Annotated in this window: 11 protein-coding genes and 3 pseudogenes; 6 read left to right on the top strand and 8 right to left on the bottom strand. The window is 35.9% G+C overall.

What is annotated here, in order from left to right; translation table 11 throughout:
* Positions 1-50: 50 nt before the first annotated feature.
* A pseudogene (locus ABLC00_RS06830) lies at positions 51-221 on the top strand (IS3 family transposase); the annotation flags it as partial.
* Between the two features lie 106 nt (positions 222-327).
* Here the strand turns inward: ABLC00_RS06830 and ABLC00_RS06825 are convergent.
* A protein-coding gene (locus ABLC00_RS06825) for an IS3 family transposase (RefSeq protein ID WP_225367773.1) occupies positions 328-1460 on the bottom strand; the annotation gives its coding sequence in 2 pieces (ribosomal slippage) (positions 328-1208 and positions 1208-1460; 1134 coding nt in all).
* 77 nt (positions 1461-1537) lie between these two features.
* Between ABLC00_RS06825 and ABLC00_RS06820 the strand changes: the two are divergent.
* A pseudogene (locus ABLC00_RS06820) lies at positions 1538-2469 on the top strand (IS3 family transposase); the annotation flags it as partial.
* Positions 2470-2520: 51 nt separating this feature from the next.
* Here the strand turns inward: ABLC00_RS06820 and tssF are convergent.
* The 7 genes and pseudogenes from tssF to ABLC00_RS06785 form a co-directional block, all read right to left on the bottom strand.
* Positions 2521-3456: pseudogene (gene tssF, locus ABLC00_RS06815) on the bottom strand (type VI secretion system baseplate subunit TssF); the annotation flags it as partial.
* Between the two features lie 16 nt (positions 3457-3472).
* On the bottom strand, positions 3473-3949 hold the full coding sequence (gene tssE / locus ABLC00_RS06810) for a type VI secretion system baseplate subunit TssE (RefSeq protein WP_002048404.1): 477 nt from the start codon (positions 3947-3949) through the stop codon (positions 3473-3475).
* A gap of 79 nt (positions 3950-4028) precedes the next feature.
* Positions 4029-4532: a type VI secretion system tube protein Hcp gene (locus tag ABLC00_RS06805; RefSeq protein ID WP_000653195.1), complete on the bottom strand. Its 504-nt coding sequence runs from the start codon at positions 4530-4532 to the stop codon at positions 4029-4031.
* Between the two features lie 49 nt (positions 4533-4581).
* Positions 4582-6063, bottom strand: a complete 1482-nt coding sequence (tssC, locus tag ABLC00_RS06800; protein ID WP_044423635.1) for a type VI secretion system contractile sheath large subunit — start codon at positions 6061-6063, stop codon at positions 4582-4584.
* Positions 6056-6559, bottom strand: coding sequence for a type VI secretion system contractile sheath small subunit (gene tssB, locus ABLC00_RS06795; RefSeq protein WP_001119042.1), 504 nt, complete (start codon positions 6557-6559; stop codon positions 6056-6058). Before tssB ends, tssC begins: the two co-directional genes overlap by 8 nt.
* 16 nt (positions 6560-6575) lie before the next feature.
* The gene (locus ABLC00_RS06790; protein WP_022574829.1) at positions 6576-7265 is read right to left on the bottom strand and encodes a hypothetical protein; all 690 of its coding nucleotides are present in this window, start codon (positions 7263-7265) and stop codon (positions 6576-6578) included.
* Positions 7266-8345: 1080 nt separating this feature from the next.
* Positions 8346-9242 (bottom strand): LysR family transcriptional regulator, encoded by an 897-nt coding sequence (locus ABLC00_RS06785; protein WP_033846872.1) that lies wholly within the window; start codon positions 9240-9242, stop codon positions 8346-8348.
* 98 nt (positions 9243-9340) lie between these two features.
* Here ABLC00_RS06785 and ABLC00_RS06780 point away from each other — a divergent pair, with 98 nt between their 5' ends.
* The 4 genes from ABLC00_RS06780 to ABLC00_RS06765 all read left to right on the top strand — a co-directional run bounded on the left by ABLC00_RS06780 (position 9341) and on the right by ABLC00_RS06765 (position 12996).
* Complete coding sequence (locus tag ABLC00_RS06780; RefSeq protein WP_033846873.1) at positions 9341-10681, top strand: MFS transporter; 1341 nt, start codon at positions 9341-9343, stop codon at positions 10679-10681.
* A complete protein-coding gene (locus tag ABLC00_RS06775; RefSeq protein WP_033846874.1) occupies positions 10674-11075 on the top strand; it encodes a hypothetical protein in 402 nt (133 codons plus the stop codon). Before ABLC00_RS06780 ends, ABLC00_RS06775 begins: the two co-directional genes overlap by 8 nt.
* A gap of 95 nt (positions 11076-11170) precedes the next feature.
* Positions 11171-12115, top strand: a complete 945-nt coding sequence (locus ABLC00_RS06770) for an ABC transporter permease (RefSeq protein ID WP_033846875.1) — start codon at positions 11171-11173, stop codon at positions 12113-12115.
* The gene (locus tag ABLC00_RS06765) at positions 12115-12996 is read left to right on the top strand and encodes an ABC transporter ATP-binding protein (protein ID WP_004709570.1); all 882 of its coding nucleotides are present in this window, start codon (positions 12115-12117) and stop codon (positions 12994-12996) included. The genes ABLC00_RS06770 and ABLC00_RS06765 overlap by 1 nt, the downstream gene beginning before the upstream one ends.
* The last annotated feature ends 12 nt before the right edge of the window (positions 12997-13008 follow it).

The following is a 13008-nucleotide window of genomic DNA, read 5'->3' as shown; positions in this document are numbered from 1 at the left end:
ATATTTTGCTCCCCAAATGATGTTATAAACATCAATATATGGAGTATTTTATGGCACGTAGACCAAGAAGAAATCATTCAAATGATTTTAAAGCTAAGGTAGCACTTGCTGCGATTAAAGCAGAAAAAACACTTGCTGAATTGAGTGCTGAATTTGATGTTCATCAAAACCAAATTATCGACTGGAAAAATCAACTGATTTCAGCTTCCTCGCAAGCTTTCGATCAATCAAAAGCTCCAACAGAACCACCCATCGATCTAAAAAAAAGAGGTGGTCCCACATGTTTGAACAACTAAAAGCTTATTTATAAGTGATACTCTGCTCTAGTTAAGCTACCTTATTTTGTTGTGGTAGCTGGTCATAGTAAAACTCATCTGGAGTCATTTTGTCCAGACTCGAATGAGGTCGTTTCAAATTATAAAATTCAAAATATGCGTTTAATTGCTTCTTCGCATCCAAAACATTGCTGTAGGCTTTGAGATACACCTCTTCATATTTAACGCTCCGCCATAATCGTTCAACCATCACATTATCAACCCATCGACCTTTACCATCCATGCTGATTTGGATGTCATTTGATTTCAATACATCAATAAATGCATCACTGGTAAACTGACTGCCTTGGTCTGTATTAAATATTTCAGGTCGACCATATTTTTCAATAGCTTCATTTAATGTTTCTATGCAAAATGTAACCTCCATACTAATCGATACTCTATGCGCAAGTACCTTGCGGCTATGCCAATCAATCACAGCACATAAATAAACAAAGCCTTTTGCCATAGGGATATACGTTATATCCGTAGACCACACTTGATTACTGCGCTGAATAGCCAATCCTTTGAGCAGATATGGATATTTGCGGTGAGCTTGATTAGCCTGGCTTAAATTTGGTTTGCAATATAACGCATTAATGCCCATTTTCTTCATTAAAGTACGTGTATGACGTCGTCCTATATGATGTCCTTGACGATTCAACAAATCACGCATCATACGGCTACCTGCAAAAGGGTATTGCATATGTAACTCATCCATACAGCGCATCAGCTTCAGATCTGATGCACTCACAGGTTTTGGGCGATAGTAATAACAACCACGGGAGACTTTCAGCAGCTGAGCTTGCTTAGATACTGAAATCTGAAGTGAGTCATCGATTAACTTTTGTGGTTGAAGCGGCCCAGTTTCTTCAACACACCTTCTAAAAAATCAATTTCTAATGCCTGCTCACCGATTTTTGCATGTAGTTTTTTTAGATCGATGGGTGGTTCTGTTGGAGCTTTTGATTGATCGAAAGCTTGCGAGGAAGCTGAAATCAGTTGATTTTTCCAGTCGATAATTTGGTTTTGATGAACATCAAATTCAGCACTCAATTCAGCAAGTGTTTTTTCTGCTTTAATCGCAGCAAGTGCTACCTTAGCTTTAAAATCATTTGAATGATTTCTTCTTGGTCTACGTGCCATAAAATACTCCATATATTGATGTTTATAACATCATTTGGGGAGCAAAATATCACTTATAAGTGTTGTTCAAATTTCCTGATCCACCTCTAAAACTACATGCAAAAATCGGTGAGCAGGCATTAGAAATTGATTTTTTAGAAGGTGTGTTGAAGAAACTGGGCCGCTTCAACCACAAAAGTTAATCGATGACTCACTTCAGATTTCAGTATCTAAGCAAGCTCAGCTGCTGAAAGTCTCCCGTGGTTGTTATTACTATCGCCCAAAACCTGTGAGTGCATCAGATCTGAAGCTGATGCGCTGTATGGATGAGTTACATATGCAATACCCTTTTGCAGGTAGCCGTATGATGCGTGATTTGTTGAATCGTCAAGGACATCATATAGGACGACGTCATACACGTACTTTAATGAAGAAAATGGGCATTAATGCGTTATATTGCAAACCAAATTTAAGCCAGGCTAATCAAGCTCACCGCAAATATCCATATCTGCTCAAAGGATTGGCTATTCAGCGCAGTAATCAAGTGTGGTCTACGGATATAACGTATATCCCTATGGCAAAAGGCTTTGTTTATTTATGTGCTGTGATTGATTGGCATAGCCGCAAGGTACTTGCGCATAGAGTATCGATTAGTATGGAGGTTACATTTTGCATAGAAACATTAAATGAAGCTATTGAAAAATATGGTCGACCTGAAATATTTAATACAGACCAAGGCAGTCAGTTTACCAGTGATGCATTTATTGATGTATTGAAATCAAATGGCATTCAAATCAGTATGGATGGTAAAGGTCGATGGGTTGATAATGTGATGGTTGAACGATTATGGCGGAGCGTTAAATATGAAGAGGTGTATCTCAAAGCCTACAGCAATGTTTTGGATGCGAAGAAGCAATTAAACGCATATTTTGAATTTTATAATTTGAAACGACCTCATTCGAGTCTGGACAAAATGACTCCAGATGAGTTTTACTATGACCAGCTACCACAACAAAATAAGGTAGCTTAACTAGAGCAGAGTATCACTTATAAATAAGCTTTTAGTTGTTCAAACATGTGGGACCACCTCTGTAGTAAACAATTTAAAGTTTGCAATATTTAATTCAGAATAGTTTCTAACAACGGCTTGATCGTTTAAATTTAATTTGAAATGAATGAGAAGCTCAAATTCGGATACTTGCTGAGGTAACCCCTTTAAAAAATCTAAATCAAGTTTCAGATAGCTAAACTTTTCTGGGAAACAAAAATACTCCATTAATAAACGATAAGCATGATGCGTATGTTGATCGAGGGGTAATAAACTTTCTTGTTCAGAAAAACCTATCAACTCGAATGGATTTTTACCCAACTCTACAATCTTTTGCCCATGTTTAAGTGCAAAACTGGTCCCTTTTTTAAAAATGCTATCAAGTACTTGAAGAGGAAAATTAGAAATAGCATCCAAATAAATAGGAAGCTTTTCGTGAACTAAAGATGCATGAGCGCTATTAAAAATTTCAAATTTAAAACTTAACGTCGCATTTTGATTTAAGTGCATATGTGCACTAGGTGTAGTTTTAAAATCTAAACCACTTAAATGAATAGGTAGTAATTTTACATCTTGAGTTGTATTGAACTCACACTGTACCCCTTTAAAACTACGAGATTTCAAAACGGTATGATCAGGTACAAGATGAGGTTCGGTAAGCTGTTTAATTTTATTAATATCTTCAAAACTAACGACAGAACAAGCAGGAAAATGACGTAAGTATTGAGGAAACATTACCTCAAATAAAGAACGAGTAAAAACATCATAACTGTCTGTAAGTTTTTTATCGATTCGAGCCGCAATCAGCGAAAAAGCCTGAATCAGACGTTCAATATGCGGGTCATCAATTTGCTCTTGATTTAAAGATAAGCGCTGAGCAATTTTTGGATATTTTTGGGCAAATTCTCGAGATTGCTGACCAAATTCTTGTAATTGTTTTTCATAAAACGGTAAAAGCTCTTCTATCACAACACACCCACTACGCTTAAGTTCTCGCTGAAATTACATACTGCTGCGTTGTTGGTTTTAACAATGCATCAAATACAACAGGTTCATATAGAGGGTGAATATTTAGATAAGCCTGAATACTTAAACATAATGCGCCCATATTATGTCCATCTAACAACATCTCTACCCGTATTTGTCTTAGCCGAGGCTCATGAGCTGCTATGGATTGCTCAATGGATTGGCAAATTTTATCTCGGTCTAGAGGGTTGGCTGTAGAGAGCCCTACAAAATCAATAATCCCAAACTGAAGTATCGATTTCTTTACAAGTGGATAGTCATCAACTACATGATCTAACTTTGCTACCCGACTATTGAGCAAATCTTCTAAATCCTTTGCTACAGATTCTCTTAATTGCTGAATAGAAAGACCTTTTGCATAATCTTCACTTTCTGGAATTAAGCGATCAAATAAAGTTGAACGAAATCCGTATGGATAAAGCCGATCTAAGTTCATTCGAGTTCACAACAAAGCATATTTAGAGACAGCAGAGGCTAACTTTATGTCAGCCTCCACCAAATATTCACTTAAATAATTAAGCTGCGTAAGAAGCTGTATTATTAGAAAGTGACCATTTCTTAGTAACAGCACCTTTAGCAGTACCGTTAATATCTTGTTGGTTATAAGTCCACTCAACAGCAGCATATTTCAAGCCAAATGCTTCTGTAGGAACGCCTTCTTCGTTAACAGTTGGAGTCACGCTAGAAACTAGAACGTGCTTCAATTTGATTTGTAAGTACTTGATACGTTTATCGCCATTTGCACGATAAAAGTCGATTTGTACTTCATCAAATGTATAACCAGCTGAACATGCTTCCCATAATTTAGGGCTAGTAGCATCTAAGTCTTTCACGAAAACCATGTCAGAATGTTCAACACGCTCAGCAGTGTGACCACCTACGCTACTTGAAGTAGCAGATTTAGGTTGACGAATGTTATGAGACCAAGAGTTAACTTCTAACCAACCTTTGTGCTCAGAATCACGAGATTCTCCATCAACTTTATATTTACCGCGAAACTCAACGTATATATCTTTCATTTAGAACTTTCCTATTTTTAATTTAAAGTTATTCTTTAGCTGACCTTGATTAATTTGAGGACTGAGGTAACTCAGTGACAAGTCGTAAAGAAACCGACAACTCATCCAGCTGGAAGTGTGGTCGCAAGAAAACCACAGATTTGTAGTGACCTGGTTGAGCAGGATCTTCTACAACTTTTACAGACGCTTCACGTAATGGGTATTGAGCTTTTGCTTCTTGAGAAGCGCCATCATCAAGTAATACATACTGTGACAACCACTCGTTTAAAAATGCTTCGACATTACCAGCAGAAGCAAAACTACCCACTTTATCTCGCATCATTGCTTTTAAGTAATGTGCAATACGTGAAACAGCCATGATGTACTGAATTTGACTTGATAAAGCCGAGTTTGCATTGGCAGTATCGTTGTCATATTTTTTAGGTTTTTGAGTTGATTGCGCACCAAAGAAAGCTGCGTAATCTGTATTTTTACAATGTACTAATGGAATAAAGCCTAGATCGCTTAGCTCTTTCTCACGACGATCTGTAATTGCAATTTCAGTTGGACACTTAAATACCACTTCACCATCTTGTGTTTTAAATGTATGGACTGGTAAACCTTCAACCAAACCACCACCTTCAACACCACGAATAGCAGCACACCAACCATGCATATCAAATGCATTTGTTAAACGAGTACTAAAAGCATAAGCTGCATTCATCCACAAATATTCATTGTGATTTTCACCAGAAACATCTTCAATAAAATTAAAGCCTTCCGTCGCAGTGCCTTCTTTTGGATGATATGGGAGACGACCTAAAACATGCGGTAACGTCAATGCAACATAACGTGAATCTTCACTGTCACGGAAAGAACGCCATTGAACATATTCAGCAGTTTCAAAGATTTTTGAAACATCTCTAGGACGATCAATATCTGTAAATGACTCAAGGCCTAAAATGCTTGGGCTAGCAGCCGAAACAAATGGTGCATGCGCTGCTGCAGCAACATGAGAAATTTGTTCAAGTAAATACATGTCAGATGGCGTGCGGTCAAACTCAAAATCACCAATTAATGCTGAGTATGGTGCACCACCAAAAGAGCCATATTCTTCTTCATAGATTTTCTTAAATAAAGTGCTTTGATCAAAATCTGTAGCACCTTGAAAATCTTTTACCAACTCTTTCTTTGTCGTATTTAACATACGAATTTTAATGAGCGGATTTGAAGGTGTTTCTTGGCAGAAGTAATAAAGACCACGCCACGTTGATTCAATTTTTTGAAATTGTTCATTGTGCATAATCTGACTTAACTGACTTGAAATCAGCGCATCGATTTCTGCAATACGCTTATCAATTGATAAAGTCATATTTTCAGAAACAGTAATGGTTCCAGCCATTACTTCTTTGGCAAGTTCACCAATTAAACTTTTAGCACGTGAATGTTCTTCTTCATTTCGTGCAATGCGACTTTGTTCAACAATCGAATCTAAAAGATTAACTTCTTCATTTTCAACAAGTGGCATCGCTGCTGATTGAGTATTATTCATGGTCAGCCTCCGCACTTAATTTACGAATCTGATCAGTATTTTTAAGAACTTCATCAAGCAAATCTTCTAAACGTTCACTGTTAGAAATTTTATTTCTTAAATCAGTTAAACGTTCGCGCGCCTCCACTAATTTCTTTAATGGATCAACTTGTTGAACAACATTTTCAGGACGGAAATCTTCCATTGACTTAAATGTTAAATCAACAGCCATCTTCCCCCCCTCTTCAGTTAGCGTATTATCTACCTGAAAAGCAGCTCTTGGAGACAACGACTCCATTACTTCATCGATATTATCTAAATCTACATTAATAAATTTTTTATCTTTTAACTTTGTACGTTCAAGCTCAGATGCTGCGGAAAAGTCACCCATCACACCAACAACAAACGGGAGTTCTTTCGCTTCTTTTGCATCACCAATTTCAACATCGTAAGTAAGCTGAACACGAGGAGGTCGAATTCGTTGAAGCTTCTTTTGTACGCTTTCTCTTTTAGCCATAAGGTTCTATCCCAGATTATTTAGTTAAAGGGTCAAAAGGCGAACTTTTTGATTTACTAACACTCGCAACAGGCGCAGTTTTTGGTTTAACTGCAGGTGTTTTTACTGGAGTTACTGTATGTTTAGTTGTCGTTCGAGGAGTAGAAACTCGATTACGTACTACATTTTGTTTTCTATAACTTCTTTTTTCATTATCAGCTGAACCACCTTCCGAGCTCGCTTTGAAACTCGATGGATCAGGTGCAGGCATTGCTGTATGGATATTTTCAATTAACTGCTTTGCAGGAGGATATGTTACGTCATTCGTTAAATATCGCATTTCCTGACCACGCATTTGTTGCAAAGAGTTATTTGCAATGCTTACGCCAGATAAAAACAATACATCTGTTAATAATGAACCACGAACGTTTTGACTCTGTAATTGACTAGCTAAATTTAAGGCTTTAACTGGTTGGTTGGTCTGATAAAAACGCATTGCTGCTTTAGCTAATAAATCATTTTTTTGAGTAGAATTATCTGTATCACATACTTGTTTAAAAAGATTTAACAACTCTGGATCAGTTTGACCTTCAATTATAGGATTTTTCTTAATACAGCTTTTCTTTAATTTTATAGGTTCTAATTCTGCAGCTTGTGCACAAGATAAACCAACATAGTTACCAATTAAAAAAAGTATCAAAACACTTTGCTTTAACACAACTTTCATTCCTCTATCTTCTTATTTAATCAAGGTTTTACTGAAAAATTAACATTTTATAAATATCAAAAAATCAGGCTTAAACCTTATATTCAAAAAATTTGAACGCAGTTTATCATATAATTAAACATATTTTATATAAAATTCATATCAAACTAAACTAAAAGTAAATAGTTTAGATGCTTATAAAATATGGCTTAATAAAGTTTTTCTAACAAAAAAATAATATTGTTAATTTTTGTAAATAAAAATAAATAATTGATATATATGAAATTTATTAGGAATTAAAATTACTATAAATTTATCCAAAATATTGAACCTTTATAGCTTATGAAACAATTTCTTAAGAATATTTAATCTTAGATGACATTAAAGTTAATTTTATTTGGTTAGTAACAACTCAAATCACTTTACAAAAGTTTTCCTACTACATAAAGCTAATAAAGTTGTCAAGACTAATCTGTCTATTTATTTTAAATAAAGTTCTAAACAGTAGTAAGCATACCTTATAGAAGAATTTTTCTAGATATTTCTTAATACAGACATGAAAATTAAAATAGAAAATGAATGCTAGCTGATGATGATAGCTCTACATGTTTTCATAGCTTAAAATTTTATAAGGTTAATCTAGATTTATAAGCGTCAATTTTATTCTTGAAATTTCAAAACTAATTAACTTATTTTTCCCTAAAACTCTTTTAGTCAATTATTCTAATTCTTAGATAAAAAACTTAATAATATTTATTTTTTAATCAACATTAATACATATTAAAACTCTTAGCATAACACCCCGACAGACTTTAAATATTTTTCCATCAAATGCATCTCCTCCTTTTAAATCTTCTTAGGCTATCACCACGTTCAGACGCTTTGTTGATAATCCAATTACAATTGTATTTCTTGATCAAAATAATCTTTCAATTGTAATGCTCCACTACTTTTTTGGTTTCTATTCATTAGTTATCTTAGATGCACTTAAAATACCTTTTGATATAGACCGTTTTGAATCATGAATATTTTATGAAAAAAAGACAGAATTGTCTATTCATTTAAAATCTTTTATCTTCCATGATTTACAAAATTTTTAGTCTAATTAAAAGAAAGACGCAACACCAAAAAGTCTATTAAGGCGCGTGTTTTGGCAGGCAAACTAGAGGTGTGAGGATAAAGTAATTGAATACTTTGTAACGGTAACGAAAAATCTGGAAATAACCGAATTAGGTGATTGTTTTGAATATCTTCATCAACTAACCAGGCAGGACAAATTGCCACACCTAAAGATGAAAGAGCCATTTGATGAATTACAGTAACCGAGTTTGATTCATACTGACTGCGAACAAAAGGTAATGAATATTGCTCCCCTAAACTGTTTTGCAAAATATATTGTGAATCTTGCCAGTTTAATAAAGAGTGGCCAATCCAAGGAACATTTGCCAAATCAGATATCTTTTCTATTGGATGATCTTTTATAAACTGCGGAGTAGCCACAAGATAAATTGGATATTCTCCGATTTTTCGAGTTTTTAGAGATGAGTTTTTTAAATTTCCTAACCGAATAACAAGATCTAACTTTTCAGTAACTAAATCGTCAAGAGAAGAGTTGAAAGAATACTGTAAGCGTATATGTGGGTAAAGCCGGCAAAACTCAGGAAGCAAAGGCAAAATGAAACGTTGGCCAAACTCATTGGTAGACGAAAATCGTAAAGTGCCTGTAATGCTTGTACCTAAGTGTTGGCTTCGTTCAAAGGCATCATCAATTTGAAGTTGGATTTGTTTGAAATCTTCATAAAATTGCTGACCTATTTCAGTTAATGCAATATTACGGGTGTTACGAATTAATAGGCTTGTATTTAGCTGCTTTTCTAATTGTTTTATATCAATACTCACCATTGATCGGCTTAAGCCTAAAATTTCCGCAGCTTTGGTAAAAGAGCCAGAATCAACGACTTGTAAAAAACTGGTTATTTGTTTGAGTTTTTTTTGCACAATTAAGCCAATTGTTTAAAATTATCAAACAATGATTTTACTTCGCTTGCATCGACAATAAAAGAGCCGGATCTTACCCTGCCTGCACGGAGGTAGGTATGTCATATCGATATAAAATAGCGACAGTGTTTTTACTTGGGTTCTTTATTGATTGCATCAACATTTTTATGTCTGCAATTGCATTGCCTAATATTGCATCGTCACTTTCAGTGAGCCAATCCATGGTCGCATGGGTAACAAATGCTTATATTCTCGGCCTCATTTTAATTATGCCCATGAGTTTATGGTTAGCCACCAAACTTGGGGACCAAAAATTATTGTGTTATTCGATGCTGTTATTCTCGATAAGCATCTGCTTTATGAGTTTTAGTGAATCGATTTATAGCTTAATTTTTTGGCGATTTATTCAAGGAATAGCTGGAGGTTTATTAATTCCAGTCGGGCAAGCACTCGTATACGCATTTTTCCCGAACCAAGAACGCCAACGCATTTCTACTATGATCATGGCAATTGCACTGATTGCGCCAGCTTTTTCACCTGCCATTGGAGGCGTAATTATTGATTCATTGAATTGGCGATGGGTATTCTTATCTAACCTTCCTTTTTCTTTACTGGCAGCAGCTCTGGCATGGTTATGGGTTAAAACAACAAAGAATGTTTCGAGTGAAAGACCAGATATTAAAGGCTTGGTTATCTTTAATATAAGTCTGTTATGTTTATTACTCTCCTTTTCATTCTATAGTGATTACCATAATGCCCTATTCGCTATAACGAGTTTTCTAATTTCAGTGGGAATGCTTATTTTTTACATTCAACATGCGAAAAAAATTTCCCATCCTGTTCTTAATCTTGAGTTATTAAAAAATAAAAATTTACGTAATGCATTTATTGTCTATTATGCCGTACCGGGTATTTTTACAGGCGTTAATTTACTCAATATTTTTAATTTACAACTTAACTTTGGCTTTAATGCAAAACAAACTGGTTTATTTATGTTGCTTTATGCAACTGGGGCACTCGCAGCCATGATTAGTGGCGGCCTACTCTATCAACGGTTAGGAAAAAAGTATCTTCTTATTATTGGAATAACCCTACATAGCTTTGGCATATTTCTTTTGTTTTCTATTTCAAACGCTAGTCCCTTAAGCTTTTTAGTGATTGCTTATTTATTAATGGGTATGGGAGGCGGCTTAAGTGCCAATATTGCCCAAATTAGCTCATTGATTGATTTTTCAGGCCAAGATTTATTACAAGGAAGTGTGCTCTGGAATATTAATCGGCAAGTTTCATTTAGTGTCGGTACTGTTGTTCTCATTTCGATATATAACTTAATGTCCAGCTCAAGCGAGCTACTTCGCTATCAACATACTTTTTTAATTGCAGCTTTACTCTGCTTACTTTCACTCATTCCCGTTTTAAAGGAGAAAACTTATGTCTAATCAAATGGATCAAGCCATTCAAAGTGTAATAGACCTACATGTTTTAATAGAAAATGTCTTTACAGGCAAAAATACAGAGCAAAGCCTGAGACCGCTTCTCGATAGCTTTGATCAAAATTTTAAGATGGTTACGGTTCAGGGTCACACCATTGGTTTCGCCGAAGTGAATAGTTTATTTAGCCAGAATATCGGAACGAAACCTTCTTTAAAAATCGACATTATTAAAAGCGCAGCTTTATACGAATTTGAAAATTATTGCTGGGTGCAATATCAGGAACATCAGCAAACTGATGAAACCGAGACAGTACGGACTTCTACAGCCTGCATTAAAGTGGAAGACAAAAAATGTTATTGGGTTTATTTACATGAAACTTTAGTTCCCTCGTCTTCTTAACTCATCTAAAGCATATTAAAGATGGCACTTATTTTGCTTAACAATATTACGTTTTATGAAAATCGTAATACTGATCAAAATGGGGAGCTCTTGATATGGGTTATGTTGCAAAGGAATTTACGCGAAAGAACAAGCTGATTCTCAGTATTTGTTCTTTCGTGATCCCAATATGTCTTTGGTGCGCAATCAGTTACTTACCTTTTATTTGGCATCCTCAAGTACAAATCACGAGTTCAGGCAGTGTTCCTTACTTACAAGTAGGCAGTCGTGTTAATAAAAGTGTGTTCTATCTCGAAGCACAAAATGCAGTCAACCGAAATTCTGCACCACCACAAGGTATTTTGGTCAACCCTATTTATTTACCCGCTCCCCATGAAGTCGCTAAGGCTTTGGTCACCGCGTTTACCACACCACCTGAACAACCTGATTCGCCGTGGTTTCATCAAAGTTTATGGCACAGTATTAAACTGGTATTTTCAGCTTTTTTTATTTCTTCATTGATTGGGATTCCACTGGGTATTTTGTGTGGTTTTTCTAAGAGGATCTCCCTGTTAACAGAACCGTTTGTCGAGTTTTTCCGTTACCTACCCGCACCAGCATTTGGTGCACTTGCAGTGGCAATTTTAGGGATTAATGACGCACCTAAAATTGCCATTATTGTAATTGGTACGCTATTTCAGCAAATTCTCATTATTGCCAATACCACCCGAATGGTAGATCGAAGCTTAATTGAAGCTGGCTATACGCTTGGTACCAATAAACTCAAAAGTTTATTTCACGTGGTGATTCCTGCGGCCTTACCTGATATTTACCGTGACTTACGTGTGCTATTGGGCTGGGCTTGGACCTATTTAATTGTTTCGGAGTTGATTGGTACGACCTCGGGTATTACGTGGTTCATTACTCAACAGGCACGCTATCAAAACTTTGACAATGTCTATGCAGCTATTTTGATTATTGGGGTGATTGGTCTGGTTTGTGATTGGGTATTAATGAAGTTAGGTGAGCGGATGTTCACTTGGAAAGTGGGAGCAAAATAATGAATGATTCAACATTTAACGCGCATGAATACTTTCAAAAAATTTATGAACGTCCTGTTATTTTAGAGGCCAAACAACTGAGCCAAGTGTTTAAGCATGGTCAAAGCGAACGCACTGTTTTAAATAAGCTCGATTTAAAAATTCATAAAAGAGAATTTATTTGTGTGATTGGTCCTTCTGGCTGCGGTAAATCGACACTGAGCCGTGTCATTGCGGGTTTAGACCCATATCATAGTGGAGAAGTTTTAGTAGACGGCGAATGTATTACGGGGCCATGTCCTGAACGCGGTATGGTGTTTCAAGGTTATACCCTTTTCCCTTGGAAAACCGTAAAAGAAAACGTGATGTTTGGTCCGCAAATGCGTGGAGCTAGTCAAATGACAGCCGAAGCTCAAGCACGTGAATGGATCAATATTATTGGATTAGAAAAATATGAAAATCAGTATCCACATCAACTTTCTGGCGGTATGAAACAGCGCGTTGCGATTGCTAGAGCTTTGGTTAATCAACCTAAAATTTTACTCATGGATGAACCTTTTGGTGCACTCGACCCACACACCCGTCAAAAAATGCAAAAGCACTTGATGGATTTATGGCAAAACATTGATATCACCATTATTTTTGTGACCCATGACATGGATGAAGCCATTTTACTGGCAGACCGAATTGTGGCACTCAAAGCCAACCCCGGTGAAATTAAGGAAATTATTGAAGTTAATTTACCTCGTCCACGTTCACTCGATTTAATGAGTACATCTGAGTTCAAACAACTTCGGGCACGAGTTGATTATCTGGTTCACGCTGAAGAAGACGAGCTTGACCCTGCGTTGCAAGACTTACCAAAAATACCGCGTATGACTCAAGTCAGTACAGAAAAATAAGCCAAACACAAA

Source organism: Acinetobacter nosocomialis, assembly GCF_041021905.1.
Lineage (GTDB): Bacteria > Pseudomonadota > Gammaproteobacteria > Pseudomonadales > Moraxellaceae > Acinetobacter > Acinetobacter nosocomialis.
This window is presented reverse-complemented; position numbering and strand designations above follow the sequence as displayed.

Bases quoted from the DNA above. Each gene is read 5' to 3' on its own strand.
- ABLC00_RS06805 (WP_000653195.1), bottom strand. From the start codon at position 4,532: ATGAAAGATATATACGTTGAGTTTCGCGGTAAATATAAAGTTGATGGA.
- ABLC00_RS06770 (WP_033846875.1), top strand. From the start codon at position 11,171: ATGGGTTATGTTGCAAAGGAATTTACGCGAAAGAACAAGCTGATTCTC.
- ABLC00_RS06775 (WP_033846874.1), top strand. From the start codon at position 10,674: ATGTCTAATCAAATGGATCAAGCCATTCAAAGTGTAATAGACCTACAT.
- ABLC00_RS06790 (WP_022574829.1), bottom strand. From the start codon at position 7,265: ATGAAAGTTGTGTTAAAGCAAAGTGTTTTGATACTTTTTTTAATTGGT.
- tssE (WP_002048404.1), bottom strand. From the start codon at position 3,949: ATGAACTTAGATCGGCTTTATCCATACGGATTTCGTTCAACTTTATTT.
- ABLC00_RS06780 (WP_033846873.1), top strand. From the start codon at position 9,341: ATGTCATATCGATATAAAATAGCGACAGTGTTTTTACTTGGGTTCTTT.
- tssB (WP_001119042.1), bottom strand. From the start codon at position 6,559: ATGGCTAAAAGAGAAAGCGTACAAAAGAAGCTTCAACGAATTCGACCT.
- tssC (WP_044423635.1), bottom strand. From the start codon at position 6,063: ATGAATAATACTCAATCAGCAGCGATGCCACTTGTTGAAAATGAAGAA.
- ABLC00_RS06765 (WP_004709570.1), top strand. From the start codon at position 12,115: ATGAATGATTCAACATTTAACGCGCATGAATACTTTCAAAAAATTTAT.